Here is a 17,241-nt window from a genome sequence, read left to right as displayed (position 1 = left end):
TGAGCCCCTGCCCGCAAGCGGGCTCTTGATCAAGGAGAGACTGATGACATCCCGCCACACCATCGAGCAGACCTACCGCACCTGGTCGACGCCGATTCTGCTTGAGCTGAAAAAACGCGAACACCAGATGGGCGCGGACGAACGCCAGGCGCTGGAGACTGTAATGGTCGAAAGACGATTGCTGGACACCGGTAATCCCAATGGCAGTGAGCGTCGCCAAGGGAGCACGAATAAAACCGTCAGACCAGGCTGACAGCGATTGCCCGCGCCAACGAGCCCCTGCAGGTTGAACACAAATCCCTGCAGGAGCTTGCCTGTTACTCAAGCCGCAGCCTTGTCACCCGCCACCGCCGCCGAAGCCGCCAGCATCGCCCGCAACAACACCGCACACCCCGCCGCCAGGTCATCGGGTGCGGCGTTTTCGATTTCATTGTGGCTGATGCCGCCCTCGCACGGCACGAAGATCATTCCGGCCGGGCCGAGTTCGGCAAGGAAGATCGCGTCGTGGCCGGCGCCGCTGACGATGTCCATGTGCGACAGACCCAAGCCCTTGGCCGCACCACGCACGGCTTCGACACAACCCTTTTCGAAGTACAGCGGCGGGAAGTCGGCGGTCCGGGTCAGTTCGTAGGTCAGGCCATGTTGTTGGCAGGTGGTTTCGATGATCTGCTTCACTTCGGCGATCATCGAGTCCAGGCGTGCCGGTTCCAGGTGACGGAAGTCGAGGGTCATGCGCACTTCGCCGGGGATGACGTTGCGCGAGCCGGGATAGGCTTGCAGACAACCGACGGTGCCGCAGGCGTGCGGCTGATGACCAAGGGCGGCGCGATTGACTGCTCCGACGATCACCGAGGCGCCGACCAGAGCGTCCTTGCGCAGGTGCATCGGCGTCGGGCCGGCGTGGGCTTCGACGCCGCGCAATTTCAGGTCGAACCATTTCTGGCCGAGGGCGCCGAGTACGACGCCAATGGTTTTCTGCTGGTCTTCAAGAATCGGCCCTTGCTCGATATGCGCCTCGAAATAGGCGCCGACCTTGTGCCCGCTGACCTTGCGCGTCCCGGCATAACCAATGGCATTCAGCGCCTGGCCGACGGTGACACCTTCGGCATCGACCTTGGCCAGGGTTTCCTCAAGGGTGAATTTTTCCGCGAACACCCCGGAGCCCATCATGCACGGGGCGAAGCGCGAACCTTCTTCGTTGGTCCAGACCACTACTTCCAGCGGTGCTTCGGTTTCCACGCCCAGGTCATTGAGGGTGCGCAGCACTTCGACCCCGGCCAGCACGCCGAAGCAGCCGTCGAACTTGCCGCCGGTGGGCTGGGTGTCGATGTGGCTGCCGGTCATCACGGGCGGCAGGTTCGGATTGCGTCCGGGGCGGCGGGCGAAGATGTTGCCGACTTCATCGACCGTGACGCTGCAACCGGCGTCCTTGCACCACTGCACGAACAGGTCGCGGGCCTGGCGGTCGAGGTCGGTCAGGGCCAGGCGACAGACGCCCCCCTTGACCGTGGCACCGAGTTGCGCCAGGTCCATGAGCGACTGCCACAGGCGATCGCGGTTGATGTGCTGATGGGTCGATTGCAGAACGTCTACGGCTGCGTTCATGGGGATCTCCTCTGGCTTTTCTTATGGCTGTTTTTGCGGTGTCCGTAAGCCCGCGAAGGGCCGCTCGCTACACCGCCGATTTCACGGCATCAGGCTGCGCCCGCATCACGCACAACCCGTAATAAATCAGGCCGCCCAGCGCCGAACCGGTGAACCAGCCGTAGCTGTAGAACCAGTTGAACGCATCGCTGCCCAGCGACAGCAGGGTCAGTACCACCGGCACGCCGAAGGCGATGAACCCGGCCCAGTTCCACGCCGGATACACGTCATCGCGGTACAGCCCGGCCAGGTCCAGTTGTTGTTTCTTGATCAGGAAATAGTCCACCACCATGATCCCGGCGATCGGTCCGAGCAGGCTGGAGTAACCCAGCAGCCAGTTCGAATACACGGTTTCGAGACTGACATCGGAAACGATCAGCCCGAGTTTTTTCAGCAGCTCATGGCCCATCAGCAACAGACCGACCAGCCCGGTAAGGATCACTGCCTTGGTGCGGTTGATGGCTTTCGGCGCGATGTTCTGGAAGTCGTTGGTCGGCGACACGATGTTCGCGGCGGTGTTGGTCGACAGCGTGGCGATGATAATCAGCGCCATCGCCACCGCGACCCACACCGGGCTCTGGATATGACCGATCAGCGACACCGGATCGGAGACGCTGACGCCCACCAGTTTCACCGACGCGGCGGTCATCACCACACCCAGCGAGGCGAACAGGAACATGGTCAGTGGCAGACCGAAAATCTGCCCGAGGATCTGATCCTTCTGGCTGTGGGCGTAGCGGCTGAAGTCAGGAATGTTCAGCGACAGCGTGGCCCAGAAGCCGACCATCGCCGTCAGCCCGGCGGCGAAGTAACTGACCACGCTGGCGCCCTCCGGCCGTTTCGGCGGGATCGCCAGCAGTTCGCTCATCGACACGTTGGGCATGGCCCACACCAGCAGGCCGATGCCGACCGCCACCAGCAGCGGTGCGGACAGGGTTTCCAGCCATTTGATCGACTCGGCACCACGAATCACCACCCACAGATTCAGCGCCCAGAAAATCATGAAGCCGATCACCTCCCCCGTGCCACCGAGGGATTTCCAGCCCTCGAACACCGAGCCGAGAAACAGGTGAATCGCCAGGCCGCCGAACATCGTCTGGATACCGAACCAGCCGCACGCCACCAGCGCGCGGATCAGGCACGGCACGTTGGAGCCGAGAATGCCGAACGACGAGCGCAGCAGCACCGGAAACGGAATGCCGTACTTGGTGCCGGGAAACGCGTTGAGGGTCAGGGGAATGAGGACGATGACGTTGGCGAACAGAATCGCCATCAGCGCCTCGCCGACGCTCAGGCCGAAGTACGCGGTGAGCACCCCGCCAAGGGTGTAGGTCGGCACGCAGATCGACATGCCGACCCACAGCGCGGTGATGTGCCATTTGTTCCAGGTTCGTTCGCGCACCTTGGTCGGTGCCATGTCGTGGTTGTATCGGGGACTGTCGAGGACATCGCTGCCGGCTTCGAGCTCGAACAAGCCGTCGCGCTCGGTCACTTGCGATCTGTTCTGTTGCATGGCCGCTCCACTGTTTCTTCTGATTATTTTTTGCTCATCAGACGGCTGCCACACGAGCGTGGAAACCGGACGATGGCCGGAGGAACTGACAACTTTCATGCACCGGCCAAGGTGTCAGCGGCGGCATCAATTTACGTGCCGGGTTCTCCGCTTGCGGCTTGGGCGATGCCTTTGAAGCATTTCAAGCAACTGATGTTTATCAGTTTTTAATTATTTACCCGTTCAATCCCCGGCAACTTTCCAGGCGCTCAGGCTAAACGCCGGCAAGTTGTCCGAACAGACAGGACTCAAACTGGTGCATCACACTTTTTTCATCGTCACACATCAACCTTCGGCCACTGTTCAAGCGGCTGATTTCACATAGGAAATCTTGACCATATTTCCATCCTGTCAAGTGCGTCAAAATGGTGAGCTGCCTCGCCATTTTGGTGATTTTTGATTTTTATCGTTATTTATCAATAAGTTAATAATTGAATAAGCTTATAAAAAATAATCTTGCCCAATCATCATTCTGCGACTAGCGTTTATTCCTGACAGTGCTGACAGGAATACATCGATCAGCGCTGCATCAATACAACATCTAGAACCGGCACCAGTCGGTCATGCCTGCGAGGAACTCGGAATGTCTCTGTTGATCCGTGGCGCCACCGTTATTACCCATGATGAAAGTTACCGCGCCGATGTCTATTGCGCTGACGGCGTGATCAAAGCCATTGGTGAAAACCTGGATGTTCCGGCCGGCGCTGAAGTGCTCGACGGCAGCGGCCAATACCTGATGCCCGGCGGCATCGATCCGCACACCCACATGCAACTGCCGTTCATGGGCACCGTCGCCAGCGAAGACTTCTACAGCGGCACCGCCGCCGGCCTGGCCGGTGGCACCACGTCGATCATCGATTTCGTGATTCCCAATCCGCAGCAATCGCTGCTCGAAGCCTTTCACCAATGGCGGGGCTGGGCCGAGAAGTCGGCGTCGGACTATGGCTTCCATGTCGCAATCACCTGGTGGAGCGAGCAGGTGCGCGAGGAAATGGCCGAGCTGGTCAGCCATCACGGGGTCAACAGCTTCAAGCATTTCATGGCCTACAAGAACGCGATCATGGCCGCCGACGACACCCTGGTGGCGAGCTTCGAACGCTGCCTGGAGCTCGGCGCCGTGCCGACCGTGCATGCGGAGAACGGCGAACTGGTCTATCACCTGCAACGCAAGCTGATGGCCCAGGGCATCACCGGGCCGGAAGCGCATCCGCTGTCGCGGCCCTCGCAGGTCGAAGGTGAAGCCGCGAGCCGGGCCATTCGTATCGCTGAAACCCTCGGTACGCCGTTGTATCTGGTACACGTCTCGACCAAGGAAGCTCTCGACGAAATCACCTACGCCCGTAGCAAGGGCCAGCCGGTTTACGGCGAGGTGCTGGCCGGGCATCTGCTGCTCGACGACAGCGTCTACAGTCACCCGGACTGGCAGACCGCCGCCGGTTACGTGATGAGCCCGCCGTTCCGTCCGCGCGGCCATCAGGAAGCGTTGTGGCACGGGTTGCAGGCCGGCAATCTGCACACTACCGCCACCGACCACTGCTGTTTCTGTGCCGAACAGAAAGCCGCTGGCCGTGATGATTTCAGCAAGATCCCCAACGGCACCGCCGGGATCGAAGACCGCATGGCAGTGTTGTGGGATGAAGGGGTGAACAGCGGTCGGCTGTCGATGCAGGACTTCGTCGCCCTCACCTCCACCAACACCGCCAAGATCTTCAACCTCTACCCGCGCAAGGGCGCCATCCGCGTCGGCGCCGATGCCGACCTGGTGCTGTGGGACCCGCAAGGCACGCGCACCATTTCCGCCAAGACCCACCATCAGCAGGTGGACTTCAACATCTTCGAAGGCAAGACCGTGCACGGCGTGCCGAGCCATACCGTCAGCCAGGGCCGGGTGGTCTGGGCCGATGGCGACCTGCGCGCCGAGCGCGGGGCCGGGCGCTACATCGAGCGACCGGCGTATCCGGCGGTGTTTGATTTGCTGAGCAAGCGGGCGGAGCTGCATCGCCCGACTGCCGTCAAACGCTGAATTCGAGGCCTGCGGCCTTCGCGGGCAAGCGTGCTCCCACATTTGAAATGCATTGCGCCTGTGGGAGCGCGCTTGCTCGCGAAGACGCCCGTCCGGACAACCTGTAAATCACTGCCCGTCAGAGGCAGCACCTCAAATAACCGTGAGGCATAAAACCGTGATCGAGACCCTGAACCATCTCCCGCACCCGCACGAAAGTGCCGCCGCCCTCGCCGGCCATTTCACCGATCTGGCGCCGCCACTCAACGCACGTAAGGCGCATCTGGAGGCCTCGCGTTGTCTCTACTGCTACGACGCGCCGTGCGTGAACGCCTGCCCGAGCGAGATCGATATCCCGTCGTTCATCCGCAATATCCATCAGGACAACGTGCCCGGTGCCGCGCAGAAAATCCTTTCGGCGAACATCCTCGGCGGCAGTTGCGCGCGAGTCTGCCCGACGGAAATCCTCTGCCAGCAGGCCTGCGTGCGCAACAACGCCCACGAATGCGCGCCGGTGCTGATCGGCCTGCTGCAACGCTACGCCGTGGACAACGCGCACTTCAGCGAGCATCCGTTCCAGCGCGCCGCCGCCACCGGTAAACGCATCGCCGTGGTCGGCGCCGGGCCAGCCGGTTTGTCCTGCGCCCACCGCAGTGCCATGCACGGCCATGACGTAGTGATTTTCGAAGCCCGGGATAAGGCTGGCGGCCTGAACGAGTACGGCATCGCCAAGTACAAACTGGTGGACGACTATGCGCAGAAGGAACTGGATTTCCTCCTGCAAATCGGCGGCATCGAAATCCGCCACGGCCAGAAGCTCGGTGACAACCTGACCCTCAGCGAACTGCATCAGCAATTCGACGCGGTGTTCCTCGGCCTCGGCCTCAACGCCAGCAAACAACTGGGCCTGGCCCACGAAGACGCGCCGGGCTTGCTCGCCGCCACCGACTACATCCGCGAACTGCGCCAGGCCGATGACCTGACGCAACTGCCGCTGGCCGAGCGCTGCATCGTCCTCGGCGCCGGCAATACCGCCATCGACATGGCCGTGCAAATGGCCCGCCTCGGTGCCCGCGACGTCAATCTGGTGTATCGCCGGGGCTCGGAGGACATGGGCGCCACCGGTCACGAACAGGACATCGCCAAGGCCAATCAGGTGCGGTTGCTGACCTGGGCGCAACCGGACGAAGTGCTGCTCGACGACCAAGGCAACGTGCGCGGCATGCGCTTCGCCCGCACCCATCTGGTCGAAGGCCGGCTGCAAACCACCGGTGAAACCTTCGAGCTGGCGGCCGATGCGATCTTCAAGGCCATCGGCCAGGCCTTCGACACAACCGCCCTCGCCGACCCGATGGCCCGCGAGCTGAAGCGCCAGGGCGAAAGGATCGCGGTGGATGAAAACCTGCGCACCAGCATTCCCGGTGTGTATGCCGGCGGCGACTGCACCAGCCTCGACCAGGACCTGACCGTGCAGGCGGTGCAACACGGCAAGCGGGCCGCCGAGGCCATCAACGCTCAACTGATGCTCAACGTGGAGGCTGCGTAAATGGCCGATCTTTCGATTGTCTTCGCCGGTATCAAAGCCCCCAATCCGTTCTGGCTGGCCTCCGCGCCACCGACCGACAAGGCCTACAACGTGGTGCGCGCCTTCGAGGCCGGTTGGGGTGGCGTGGTCTGGAAAACCCTGGGTGAAGACCCGGCGGCGGTCAACGTGTCGTCGCGCTACTCGGCGCATTACGGCGCCAACCGCGAGGTGTTGGGGATCAACAACATCGAGCTGATCACCGACCGCTCGCTGGAGATCAACCTGCGGGAAATCACCCAGGTGAAGAAGGACTGGCCGGATCGCGCATTGATCGTGTCGCTGATGGTGCCGTGTGTCGAAGAGTCATGGAAACACATCCTGCCGCTGGTGGAAGCCACCGGCGCCGACGGCATCGAGCTGAATTTCGGCTGTCCCCACGGCATGCCCGAGCGCGGCATGGGTGCGGCGGTGGGCCAGGTGCCGGAGTACGTCGAGCAGGTCACGCGCTGGTGCAAGACCTATTGCTCGCTGCCGGTGATCGTCAAGCTGACGCCGAACATCACCGACATCCGCGTCGCCGCCCGCGCCGCACACCGAGGAGGTGCCGATGCGGTGTCGCTGATCAATACGATCAACTCGATCACCAGCGTCGACCTCGAACACATGGTCGCCCTGCCCACCGTCGGCAGCAAAAGCACCCACGGCGGCTACTGCGGCTCGGCGGTCAAACCGATTGCGCTGAACATGGTCGCTGAAATCGCCCGCGACCCGCAGACCCAGGGCCTGCCGATCTGCGGCATCGGCGGCATCGGCAGTTGGCGCGATGCGGCGGAGTTCATCGCCTTGGGCAGCGGCGCGGTGCAGGTGTGTACGGCGGCGATGCTGCATGGTTTCCGGATTGTCGAGGAGATGAAGGATGGTCTGTCGCGATGGATGGACAGTCAGGGCTACGCCAGCCTCGCCGAGTTTTCCGGGCGCGCGGTGGGCAACACCACGGACTGGAAGTACCTGGACATCAACTATCAGGTGATCGCCAAGATCGATCAGGCGGCGTGCATCGGCTGCGGGCGTTGTCACATTGCCTGTGAAGACACGTCACACCAGGCGATCAGCAGCCAGCGGCAGGCCGATGGCACGCACAAATATGAAGTGATCGATGATGAGTGCGTGGGCTGCAATCTGTGCCAGATCACCTGCCCGGTGCAGGACTGTATCGAGATGGTGCCGATGGAGACGGGCAAGCCGTTTCTGGACTGGAATCATGATCCGAGGAATCCGTATCACATTGCTCTGTAGATCGCCTGCAGATCCACAAGCCCCTCACCCTGGCCCTCTCCCAAAAGGAGAGGGAACTGATTGGGGGATGCTTCAGGACTCCGCCGACCTGAACGTGCAGCGTTGAATCCAGAATCAAGCTTCGCTGTGAATTCACAATCGACGCGGTGGTTCAGGTCGATGTAGCTCGCAAGTCACCTCGCTCGGCCCCCTCTCCCTCCGGGAGAGAGCTGGGGTGAGGGTCTGTGCCTCTCAAGGCTCCAGCCCGATCCCCCGCAAAATCACACTGGTCACCGTCTGCACCGCCCGCTCGAACTGCATGTCCGACAGCGGTTGATGCTCGTTGAGAATATTCACCTGATGATCGAAGTCGGCGTAGTGCTGGGTCGACGCCCAGATCATGTACAGCAGGCTCGACGGTTCCACCGGCAGGATGCGCTTGTCCTCGACCCACTGACGGATCTTCGCCTCTTTCATCTTCGCCCAGTCGTACAGGCTGACGTCCAGCGCCTCACCGAGGGTCGGGGCGCCGTGGATGATTTCATTGGCCCAGACCTTCGAGCCATACGGCCGGCTGCGCGAGTGGTTCATCTTGGCGCGGATATAACTGCTGAGCACCACGCGCGGATCGTCGAACATCTCGAAGCACAGCGCGTCCTGTTTCCACACTTCCAGCAGGTCGAACAGCACCGCGCTGTACAGCTCGCTCTTGGTACTGAAGTAGTAATGCAGGTTGGAGCGCGGCAGTTGCACTTCGGCGGCGATGTCCGCCATCGCGGTGCCGCCGAAGCCTTTTTCGGCGAACACCTTTTCCGCCGCCAGAAGGATTTTCTCGACGTTACTGCGACGGATCTCGATCTTGTGATTGCCCATGAGGGCTCCCTGACGACAACGTTGTTGAAGACTAGCATCCGCTCAGGCACGGGGGCGACAGCCGAGAACGATTCTTCACACACCCCGGCTGTTTTCTGGTTTAGGATCGCCCCCCTTCTCCTTGCAACCGCTGAAGGAATACCACCATGAGCATTCGCAAGCGCATCGCCGCTGACGATCCGCAACTCGCCGCGCTGTGGGAGCGTTCAGTCCGCGCCACCCACGATTTTCTCCCGGAAGACGATATCTCCCGGTTGTTTCCGATGGTGCGCGACGCCTACCTGCCCTCGCTCGATGTCTGGGTCTGGGAAAACCCGGACCAGACCCCGGCCGGTTTCATCGCCACCGACGCGGACACCGTGCAGATGCTGTTCATCGACCCGGCCTTCCGAGGTCAGGGCATTGGCCGGCAACTGCTCGATCACGTGGCCCGGCCACGGCTGAAAGTCGACGTGAACGAGCAGAACCCGCAGGCCCACGGTTTCTACCTGCACTACGGTTTCGAAGACATCAGCCGCTCGGCACTCGACGGCGAAGGCCGGCCGTTCCCGGTCATTCACATGCGTCTGAAAGGCGCCTGATTCGCGCTCTATACTCAGCCCGCGACTTCACTGAAAGGAACCTGTCCATGTCGATGAAAAAACTGCTCACCGCTGGCGCCCTGCTGGCTTCACTGGCCGTCACCTCCCAGGCCTTCGCCCACGCCCACCTGAAAAGCCAGACCCCGGCCGCCGACAGCACCGTCACCGCACCTGCAGACCTGCGCCTGGTGTTTTCCGAAGGCGTCGAAGCCGCTTTCACCAAGGTCGTCATCACCCATGACGGCGCGCCGGTAGCGGTCAAACCGCTGACCACCGAAGGCGACAAGAAAACCCTGATCGTCACCCCCGAAGCCCCACTGACCGCTGGCGAATACAAAGTCGAATGGCACGCGGTATCGGTCGATACGCACAAGAGCGAAGGCGCCTATCAGTTCAAGGTCGGCCAGTAATTCATGAGCGAAGCGCTGGTGCTGTGCCGATTCCTGCATTTCGCCGTGGTCTTGATGCTGTTCGGAGCCTGGTTGTTCAGGCCGCTGCTGCTCAAGGGTGAAGCGCCGGAACTGGATCGGCACCTGGCGCGACTGACCCGCTGGCTGGCGGCGATTGCCCTGGCCAGCGGCGTCATCTGGGCGTTGTTGATTACCGCAAGCATGGCCGGTTCGGCGGCGGACGCGTTTGATCCGGTCACCGTCGAGCTGGTCCTCGGTCATACGTTTTTCGGTCAGGTCTGGCGCTGGCATCTGTTGATCAACGCCCTGTTGCTGGCGTTGCTGTTTACGCCGTGGCGTTCGAACCGCCCATTGCGACTGGGCTTGAGCGCGCTGCTACTGATGACGCTGGCGCCGGTCGGTCACGGCGCCATGCTCGACGGTTTCAGTGGCCAGATGCTGATCCTCAATCAGGTCATTCACCTGACCTGCGTCGGCGCCTGGCTCGGCGGCCTGCTAATGCTGGTGATGATCCTGCGCCAACCCGAACATCCCGTGCGCGAAGTCTTGCAGCGATTCAGCGGGCTCGGTTACGGGCTGGTCGCCGGCCTGCTGATCACCGGGCTGATCAACGTGCGCGTGCTCACCGGCCAATGGTGGCCGACGCCGCTGTTCTCGGGGTTCGCCCTGATCCTGTTGATCAAGGCGCTGCTAGTATTCGGCATGCTTGCACTGGCACTGTTCAATCGCCTGCGGATCAACGATTGCGAACAGCGGATCAACACCCTCAAGCGCAGCGTCATGCTCGAATGGCTGCTGGGGATCGGCGCCGTGGCGGCGGTTTCTGTGCTCGGCACCCTGCCGCCGATGATCGCCGCCTGAGGTCAGTGTTTCTGGGTATCACCCGCCGCCGTATCAATGCTGACCACCACCGACATCCCCGGCCGCAAGCGCTCGCTCTCCTGCTGATCCGGATCGATGGTGATACGCACCGGCACCCGCTGGGCGATTTTCACGAAGTTGCCGGTGGCGTTGTCGGCCTGCAACAACGCGAATTCGGAGCCGGTGCCCGGCGAAATATGCTGCACATGCCCGGTAAACTTCCGATGGTTCAACGCATCGACGGTAAAGCTCGCCGGTTGCCCGACCCGCACGTTGTCCATCTGGGTTTCCTTCATGTTGGCGATCACCCATTTCTGGTTCGGCACCAGCGCCATCAGTTGCGCCCCGGAGTTGACGTAGGCACCGAGGCGCACGCCGATCTGCCCGAGCTGACCATCGCGCGGGGCGGTGATCCGGGTGTTGGACAGGTCGATCCGCGCCAGTTGCACCGCCGCCTCGGCACTGGTCACCGCAGCCTCCAGCGAACCGCGATTGACGATCACCGTTTGCAGGTCCTGCCGGGCGATTTCCAGATTGGCCTTGGCCTGCGCCACCGCCGCGGTGGTCTGGGCATTGGCGGCGAGAGTCACGTCGAATTCACGCCTGGACACCGAACCGTCCCGCACCAGCTCCTGATTGCGCCGCAGATCCGCCTCGCTCTTGCGCAACTGCGCCTCACTGTCGGCCAATACCGCCTGACGCAGCTTGATGCTTGCCTCGGCGCTGTTGCGTTGCTGCACCACATTGGCCAGCGCGGCTTTCTGCACCGCCAGTTGCGCCAGCGACTGATCGAGACGCTGCTGATAGATACGGTCATCGAGCCGCACCAGCAGGTCGCCCTCCTTCACAAACTGAAAGTCCTGCACCGGCACCTCGAACACGTAACCGCTGAGCTGCGGGCCGATGATCGTCACCTGGCTGCGCACCAATGCGTTTTCCGTGGTCTCGACCGCGCTGCTGAACGGTGGCAATTGCCAGGCGTACAGCACGATCAGCACACCCACGAGAGCAATCGCCGCAAAGCCCAGCGACGAGATGATCCGCACCCGCAGCGAGCGCGGCTCGGTGTTCGACGACGGCGGCGCGACGCCTTCCGGTGTCGCAGCAATGGCATTGGTGGTGGTTGTGGTGGTCGGTTCAGTCATGAAGAAGAGGCACCGCTGGTGGGAACGGAAGGTGTCGGGGTGACGGCTTTGGTGGTGCTCATCAGCCACAGCGCACGGATGGAAATCCAGATCATGGTCAGTACCGCGATGATCGCGATCAGCATGAAGATATCGTTATAGGCCATGACATTGGCCTCGCGGGTGGCGGCATTCGCCAGGCTGCGCATGCCCGCCAGGTTGCGCAGGCTCGGGTCGGCGAGCACCGAACCGTAGGCCGCGCCACCGCCCTGCACCCGGGCGACCACCAGCGGATCGGACATCGTCAGTTGCTCGACGATATGGCTGGAATGAAACTTCTCGCGCACGATCTGGAACGTCCCCAGCAACGCCGCGCCGATCAGCCCGCCGAGGTTGTTGCAGATCCCGAACAACACCGAGAAGCTCACCAGATTGCGCGGATTGGTCAGCACGTTGCGGGTCCCGAGGACCATGGTCGGGCCGAGGAAAAACGTGCTGCCGAACGCCAGCAGAAACTGACTGAAATACAGGTTCGCCGGGCGGGTCAGGTTGTTCGAAAAGCTGTCCATGACCGAACCGGTGGCCATCAGCGCCAGCGAAATGATCAGCGGCATGATCAGGTGTTTCGGGTCGATGGTCAGCGCACTGGTCAACAGCCCGGCGACACTGCCGATCAACATGACGATGTACAGACTGTGCAGTTGCTGGCTGCTCATGTTGAGGTTTTGCATGAAGCCGACGGCGCCGGTGGATTGCTCCGAGGTCACCATGCGAATCAGGATCACCGCCAGCGCCAGGCGAATCATCGCCCCGCTGCCGAGCCAACGGGTCATCAGCATCGGGTTACTGCGGTTGTGCTCGATCGCCAGACCGCCAACGATCAAGGCGATCGATGCCGCCAGCGCAACACCGATCCACTGAGCTTCAAGCCACCAGTCGATGCGCCCCAGGGACAGCACCGCACAAAGCAATGCGACGCCACTGGCGAGGATGGCGAAGGTCAGGAAGTCCAGCGGTTCAAATGTCTTGAAGCGGTCGCCCGGCGGCAACTTGAGCATCAGCACGCAGCCCAGCGACAACAGCGCCATGCCCAGCTCGAACAGGTACAGCCCGCGCCATTCGGCGATCTGCAACAGGTCTTCGGAGAACAATCGCGCCAGCGGCAGGGCCAGTTGCGAGGCGCCGAGGCCAAGCACCAGGGCTTTCATCCGCCACTTGGCCGGGAACGCCTGCACCATGTAATACAGACCCAAAGAACTGAGCGCCGCACCGACCATGCCGTGGGCCGTACGCACCGCAATCGCCGAACTCAGATCGTTGACGAACAGATGGCCGAAGGTCACCAGCGCATACAGCACCAGAAACACCTCGGTAAACGCACGCAGACCGAACTGCTGGCGAAACTTCACCAGCAGCAGGTTCATCGATACGTTGGTCATCACATACGCCGCCGGCAGCCAGGCCATCTCGGCGGTGGTCGCCCCCAGCGCACCTTGCAGGTAAGGCAGGTTGGCGACCACCAGCGAATTGCCCAACCCGCCCGTCAACGCCACCAGCAAGCCGACCAGCGCATAGGCCATGCGCCTGGGGTTGGAGTGAATCGGCGTCGAGGGGGAACCGGGCAGACTGGGCTTCTCGTGCGGCTGCCAGTTGCGCGGGGCGTATTGATCCATTGAAAAACCTTGGGCCGAGGGTTGCTGGAGTGTGCCGCAAAACCAAAAAAGTTACACACCCGGCCCATATAGGAGTGTGGCGCCCCTGTGGGAGCGGGCGTGCCCGCGAAGGCGGCCGAATGGCATTGCCAAGACAGTAGCCGCCACGAAAGGGTTCCGTATGACACAGGAGTTTGTTCGGCGAATGCTTAAAGTCTGTTTAACGGTCATCTCAACCGCAGCGGACTCGGCTCAAGCACGCACCAACATATAACCGGCCACCACCAGGCACACACTGGCGAATCCCACCTGCAACGCCCGCGCCGGCACCCTCGCGCACAGCTTGCGACCAATGATCATGCCGACAATGCTGGCGACAATGAAGGCCGCGCCCAGGTGGTCGATCCGCACACCGGCATGAAACGCGCCGGCCACGCCAATCGCGGAAATCAGGCTGATGACCATCAGCGACGTGGCGACGATACCGCGCATCTGCACATCGGTCAGTTGCTTGAACGCCGGCACGATCAGAAACCCGCCACCCACCCCGAGCAACCCCGACACCACCCCGGTGACCGCGCCCAGCGCCGCGAGGGTTGCGGTGCATTTGGCGGTCCAGGCGAGGCGTCCGGTTTCATGATTGAGCATGCAGTTTTTCTGCCCCCAACTGGCGTGCCCGTGGTCACTCGGCCCTTGCTCCTGACGCTCGCGCCGCAACATGCGCCAGGCGACCATCACCATCAGCAGGCTGAACAGAATCATCAGGATCTTTTCCGGCATCTGATGGGCGAAGTAGATGCCCACCGGCGAAAACACCGCACCGAGCGCCGCGATCAGCAGCGCCGCGCGGTAACGCACCAGGCCATGACGCAGACCGTCGATGGCACCGACCGCCGCCGCACTGCCCACCGCGAACAACGCCACCGGTGCCGCCTGGGTCATGCTCCAGCCCAGGCCGAGGACCAGTGCCGGCACCGCGAGAATGCCGCCGCCGGCCCCGGTCAGCCCCAGAATCAACCCCATCACCACGCCAAACAGACTTGCCAGCAACATAGTGATTTCTCAGTCGACTTGAGACAGACGCGTCAGCCACTCGCGGCCCTTGAGCATGCCGTTCCAGTAGAACCACGGCAGCAACGTCGCTTTCAGCCACCAGGCGGAACGACGCGGCACGGTCGGGTCGAGGGGAAAGGTCGGCAGCAATTTTCCGCCGTAGCCGAACTCGGCGAGGATCACCTTGCCCTTCTCCACCGTCAGCGGGCAGGAACCGTAGCCGTCGTACTTCAGCGGCAGCGCCAGCTCCTTACGCTGGGCCAGCAGGTTTTCCGCGACCACCACGATCTGTTTGCGCACGGCCGCCGCCGTCTTCGCATTGCTGGTGCCGCAAATGTCACCCAGCGCAAACACCTCGGGAAAACGCGGATGCTGCAGGCTGTGCGGGTTGACCTCGCACCAGCCGGCGGCATCGGCCAGCGGACTGTGCGCGATGAAATCCGGTGCTACCTGCGGCGGCACGACGTGCAACAGGTCGAAGGTTTTCGCCTGGCGGGTGACGTTGCCGTCGGCGTCCTTCACGTCGAACCACGCGGTTCGCGCCGGGCCGTCGACCTTGACCAGATTGGCGTTGAAGGCCAGGCGGGCGTTGTATTTCTCGATGTACTTCATCAGCGGCGGGACAAACGTCGGCACACCGAACAGCGCCGCGCCGGCCAGGTTGAACTCAACCTCGACCTTGTTCAAAACCCCGGTCTTGCGCCAATGATCGCAGGACAGGTACAGCGCCTTTTGCGGCGCCCCGGCGCATTTGATCGGGATCGGCGGCTGGGTGAACAGCGCCTTGCCGCCGCGCAGTTTCTGCACCTGATCCCAGGTGTATGCCGCGTGCTGGTAGCTGTAGTTGGAGGTCACGCCGTGCTGGCCGAGGCTTTCCTGCAAACCTTCGATCTTCTCCCACGCCAGGCGCAGGCCCGGGCAGACAATCAGGCTCTGATAGCCGACGGTGCGGTCGTCATGCAGGGTGAGGCGGCGCTTGTCCGGATCGACGCCGGTCACGGCGGCCTGCACCCAGGTGGCCTGACGCGGCAGCACCGATGACATCGGCCGGGCGGTGTCCTTCACGTTGTAGGCGCCACCACCGACCAGCGTCCACGCCGGTTGATAGTAATGATGGGTGCCCGGTTCGATCACGGTGATGTTCAAGTGCGGATCGCGCTTGAGCAGGCTGGCGACAAGACCGATGCCGGCAGTGCCGCCGCCGATGACCACGATGTCCGCACTGATGGATGGGCCCCAGTGTTGATCGTTCATTGTTTGTTCCTTATTGCCGCATGCAAGGAGTCACTCACCCACCCGATGTGGGAAGGGTGGCTTTTGGATGAAATCAGGACTGAATCCAACTCTTGAGCACCGCTCCACAGTACAGCCCGGAGAGGGTTTTCATCACCTGGATCACTTCATGACTGGCGAGACCGTAAAAAATGTACTTGCCTTCACGTCGGGTCGCGACCAGCCCTTCATCGCGCAGGATGCCCAATTGCTGGGACAGGGTCGGCTGGCGCACGCCGGTCATTTTCTCCAGTTCGCCGACGTTGCGTTCGCCCTGGGTCAACTGGCACAGGATCAACAGCCGATCCTCGTTGGCCAGGGCCTTGAGCAACGCGCAGGCCTTGGAGGCCGAGGCGCGCAATTGGGCGACTTCACATTCGGTCAGACTGGATTGCATTTGCAGGATGCCTTCAACGTCACTTAAGCTGCGAACATTATGTTTTTACATAAAGTGTTGCAACCCATGACAGACTTTTCGTCCTCCCGCACAGGTTCACGTCCATGCCCGCGCTGATAGAAGCCTTCCTCGACCCCGCCTCCTCGACCTACAGCTACGTGGTCTACGAGGCCGACGGCGGCCAGTGCGCAATCGTCGATCCGGTGCTCGACTACGACGGCCCGGCCGGTCGCACCTGCACCGCCCAGGCCGACAGGATCATCGCCTTCGTTCGCGCCCATCGCCTGCAAGTGCAATGGCTGCTGGAAACCCACGCCCACGCCGATCACCTGTCCGCCGCGCCGTACCTGCGTCGCGAACTGGGCGGGAAAATCGCCATCGGCCAGTCGATCAGCAAGGTTCAGGACGTGTTCAAGGCGCTGTTTAATCTGGAGCCGGAATTTTGCGTCGACGGCTCGCAGTTCGATCATCTGTTTGCGCCCAACGAGTCGTTCCTGATCGGCAACCTCAAGGCCACCGCCCTGCACGTCCCCGGCCACACCCCGGCCGACATGGCCTACCTGATCGACAGCGAGCAGATCCTGGTCGGCGACACACTGTTCATGCCCGATGTCGGCACCGCCCGCTGCGACTTCCCCGGCGGCAACGCCCATCAACTGTTCAACTCGATCCACAAGCTGCTGGCCTTCCCCGCCAGCGTGAAGCTCTACGTCTGCCACGACTACCCACCCGCCGGTCGCGAAGCGCAATGCCAGACCACCGTGGGTGAACAGCGCAAAAGCAATATCCATGTACACGACGGCATTGATGAGGCGGCGTTCGTCGAGATGCGGACCAAGCGCGATGCCGGGCTGGGAATGCCGACGCTGTTGCTGCCGGCGATTCAGGTGAACGTGCGGGCGGGCAACCTGCCCCCGGCGGAAGACAACGGCGTGGTCTATCTGAAAATTCCGCTGAACGCCTTTTGACGGAGATTCGCCGCCCTTCTCCAGGTGATTTTTCCCACCCTTGCCGGCGAAA

The 17,241-nt window shown here is 62.2% G+C and carries 16 protein-coding genes; 8 read left to right on the top strand and 8 right to left on the bottom strand.

The window, feature by feature from the left end:
- The first annotated feature begins 43 nt into the window (after nt 1-43).
- Nucleotides 44-253 (top strand): hypothetical protein, encoded by a 210-nt coding sequence (locus KVQ74_RS25350; RefSeq protein ID WP_217834101.1) that lies wholly within the window; start codon nt 44-46, stop codon nt 251-253.
- Between the two features lie 68 nt (nt 254-321).
- Here the strand turns inward: KVQ74_RS25350 and KVQ74_RS25345 are convergent, their stop codons facing one another.
- Both KVQ74_RS25345 and KVQ74_RS25340 read right to left on the bottom strand, forming a co-directional pair.
- Complete coding sequence (locus KVQ74_RS25345; protein WP_217834100.1) at nt 322-1,605, bottom strand: Zn-dependent hydrolase; 1,284 nt, start codon at nt 1,603-1,605, stop codon at nt 322-324.
- Nucleotides 1,606-1,672: 67 nt separating this feature from the next.
- Nucleotides 1,673-3,157 carry an NCS1 family nucleobase:cation symporter-1 gene (locus tag KVQ74_RS25340; RefSeq protein WP_217834099.1) on the bottom strand — a complete coding sequence of 495 codons (1,485 nt, stop codon included), beginning with the start codon at nt 3,155-3,157 and terminating at the stop codon, nt 1,673-1,675.
- Between the two features lie 622 nt (nt 3,158-3,779).
- Here KVQ74_RS25340 and hydA point away from each other — a divergent pair.
- The 3 genes from hydA to preA all read left to right on the top strand — a co-directional run bounded on the left by hydA (nt 3,780) and on the right by preA (nt 8,019).
- Entirely contained in the window at nt 3,780-5,219 is a 1,440-nt protein-coding gene (gene hydA, locus KVQ74_RS25335; RefSeq protein ID WP_217834098.1) for a dihydropyrimidinase, read from the top strand.
- Between the two features lie 157 nt (nt 5,220-5,376).
- Nucleotides 5,377-6,744 (top strand): NAD(P)-dependent oxidoreductase, encoded by a 1,368-nt coding sequence (locus KVQ74_RS25330; RefSeq protein WP_217834097.1) that lies wholly within the window; start codon nt 5,377-5,379, stop codon nt 6,742-6,744.
- The gene (preA, locus tag KVQ74_RS25325; RefSeq protein ID WP_217834096.1) at nt 6,745-8,019 is read left to right on the top strand and encodes an NAD-dependent dihydropyrimidine dehydrogenase subunit PreA; all 1,275 of its coding nucleotides are present in this window, start codon (nt 6,745-6,747) and stop codon (nt 8,017-8,019) included. It abuts the gene before it with no gap.
- 231 nt (nt 8,020-8,250) lie between these two features.
- Here preA and KVQ74_RS25320 read toward each other — a convergent pair whose 3' ends face one another.
- Entirely contained in the window at nt 8,251-8,871 is a 621-nt protein-coding gene (locus KVQ74_RS25320; protein WP_038365564.1) for a TetR/AcrR family transcriptional regulator, read from the bottom strand.
- A gap of 146 nt (nt 8,872-9,017) precedes the next feature.
- Here KVQ74_RS25320 and KVQ74_RS25315 point away from each other — a divergent pair, with 146 nt between their 5' ends.
- From KVQ74_RS25315 to copD, 3 genes are read left to right on the top strand one after another with little or no spacing between them, the layout of a single operon-like run.
- Nucleotides 9,018-9,452 (top strand): GNAT family N-acetyltransferase, encoded by a 435-nt coding sequence (locus KVQ74_RS25315; protein ID WP_217834095.1) that lies wholly within the window; start codon nt 9,018-9,020, stop codon nt 9,450-9,452.
- Between the two features lie 47 nt (nt 9,453-9,499).
- Entirely contained in the window at nt 9,500-9,862 is a 363-nt protein-coding gene (copC, locus tag KVQ74_RS25310) for a copper homeostasis periplasmic binding protein CopC (protein WP_217834094.1), read from the top strand.
- Between the two features lie 3 nt (nt 9,863-9,865).
- Entirely contained in the window at nt 9,866-10,723 is an 858-nt protein-coding gene (gene copD, locus KVQ74_RS25305) for a copper homeostasis membrane protein CopD (protein WP_217834093.1), read from the top strand.
- A gap of 2 nt (nt 10,724-10,725) precedes the next feature.
- On the opposite strand, the gene KVQ74_RS25300 is transcribed toward copD, so the two are convergent.
- The 5 genes from KVQ74_RS25300 to KVQ74_RS25280 all read right to left on the bottom strand — a co-directional run bounded on the left by KVQ74_RS25300 (nt 10,726) and on the right by KVQ74_RS25280 (nt 16,221).
- On the bottom strand, nt 10,726-11,868 hold the full coding sequence (locus tag KVQ74_RS25300; RefSeq protein ID WP_217834092.1) for an HlyD family secretion protein: 1,143 nt from the start codon (nt 11,866-11,868) through the stop codon (nt 10,726-10,728).
- The gene (locus KVQ74_RS25295; protein WP_217834091.1) at nt 11,865-13,520 is read right to left on the bottom strand and encodes an MFS transporter; all 1,656 of its coding nucleotides are present in this window, start codon (nt 13,518-13,520) and stop codon (nt 11,865-11,867) included. The genes KVQ74_RS25300 and KVQ74_RS25295 overlap by 4 nt, the downstream gene beginning before the upstream one ends.
- 231 nt (nt 13,521-13,751) lie before the next feature.
- Nucleotides 13,752-14,552: a sulfite exporter TauE/SafE family protein gene (locus KVQ74_RS25290; RefSeq protein WP_217834090.1), complete on the bottom strand. Its 801-nt coding sequence runs from the start codon at nt 14,550-14,552 to the stop codon at nt 13,752-13,754.
- A 9-nt stretch (nt 14,553-14,561) separates the two neighbouring features.
- Nucleotides 14,562-15,806 carry an NAD(P)/FAD-dependent oxidoreductase gene (locus KVQ74_RS25285; protein ID WP_217834089.1) on the bottom strand — a complete coding sequence of 415 codons (1,245 nt, stop codon included), beginning with the start codon at nt 15,804-15,806 and terminating at the stop codon, nt 14,562-14,564.
- 73 nt (nt 15,807-15,879) lie between these two features.
- Complete coding sequence (locus KVQ74_RS25280) at nt 15,880-16,221, bottom strand: ArsR/SmtB family transcription factor (protein WP_217834088.1); 342 nt, start codon at nt 16,219-16,221, stop codon at nt 15,880-15,882.
- A gap of 104 nt (nt 16,222-16,325) precedes the next feature.
- Between KVQ74_RS25280 and KVQ74_RS25275 the strand changes: the two genes are divergently transcribed.
- Nucleotides 16,326-17,189, top strand: a complete 864-nt coding sequence (locus KVQ74_RS25275) for an MBL fold metallo-hydrolase (protein WP_217834087.1) — start codon at nt 16,326-16,328, stop codon at nt 17,187-17,189.
- Nucleotides 17,190-17,241 lie beyond the last annotated feature (52 nt).

It is taken from the genome of Pseudomonas botevensis, assembly GCF_019145475.1.
GTDB classification, from domain to species: Bacteria; Pseudomonadota; Gammaproteobacteria; order Pseudomonadales; family Pseudomonadaceae; genus Aquipseudomonas; species Aquipseudomonas botevensis.
This window is presented reverse-complemented; position numbering and strand designations above follow the sequence as displayed.

What these genes read in the sequence shown, in the direction of transcription:
- KVQ74_RS25300 (WP_217834092.1), bottom strand. Translation starts at nt 11,868, where the DNA reads ATGACTGAACCGACCACCACAACCACCACCAATGCCATTGCTGCGACA.
- KVQ74_RS25320 (WP_038365564.1), bottom strand. Translation starts at nt 8,871, where the DNA reads ATGGGCAATCACAAGATCGAGATCCGTCGCAGTAACGTCGAGAAAATC.
- KVQ74_RS25340 (WP_217834099.1), bottom strand. Translation starts at nt 3,157, where the DNA reads ATGCAACAGAACAGATCGCAAGTGACCGAGCGCGACGGCTTGTTCGAG.
- KVQ74_RS25315 (WP_217834095.1), top strand. Translation starts at nt 9,018, where the DNA reads ATGAGCATTCGCAAGCGCATCGCCGCTGACGATCCGCAACTCGCCGCG.
- copD (WP_217834093.1), top strand. Translation starts at nt 9,866, where the DNA reads ATGAGCGAAGCGCTGGTGCTGTGCCGATTCCTGCATTTCGCCGTGGTC.
- KVQ74_RS25280 (WP_217834088.1), bottom strand. Translation starts at nt 16,221, where the DNA reads ATGCAATCCAGTCTGACCGAATGTGAAGTCGCCCAATTGCGCGCCTCG.
- hydA (WP_217834098.1), top strand. Translation starts at nt 3,780, where the DNA reads ATGTCTCTGTTGATCCGTGGCGCCACCGTTATTACCCATGATGAAAGT.
- KVQ74_RS25350 (WP_217834101.1), top strand. Translation starts at nt 44, where the DNA reads ATGACATCCCGCCACACCATCGAGCAGACCTACCGCACCTGGTCGACG.
- KVQ74_RS25290 (WP_217834090.1), bottom strand. Translation starts at nt 14,552, where the DNA reads ATGTTGCTGGCAAGTCTGTTTGGCGTGGTGATGGGGTTGATTCTGGGG.
- KVQ74_RS25295 (WP_217834091.1), bottom strand. Translation starts at nt 13,520, where the DNA reads ATGGATCAATACGCCCCGCGCAACTGGCAGCCGCACGAGAAGCCCAGT.
- copC (WP_217834094.1), top strand. Translation starts at nt 9,500, where the DNA reads ATGTCGATGAAAAAACTGCTCACCGCTGGCGCCCTGCTGGCTTCACTG.
- KVQ74_RS25275 (WP_217834087.1), top strand. Translation starts at nt 16,326, where the DNA reads ATGCCCGCGCTGATAGAAGCCTTCCTCGACCCCGCCTCCTCGACCTAC.
- preA (WP_217834096.1), top strand. Translation starts at nt 6,745, where the DNA reads ATGGCCGATCTTTCGATTGTCTTCGCCGGTATCAAAGCCCCCAATCCG.
- KVQ74_RS25345 (WP_217834100.1), bottom strand. Translation starts at nt 1,605, where the DNA reads ATGAACGCAGCCGTAGACGTTCTGCAATCGACCCATCAGCACATCAAC.
- KVQ74_RS25285 (WP_217834089.1), bottom strand. Translation starts at nt 15,806, where the DNA reads ATGAACGATCAACACTGGGGCCCATCCATCAGTGCGGACATCGTGGTC.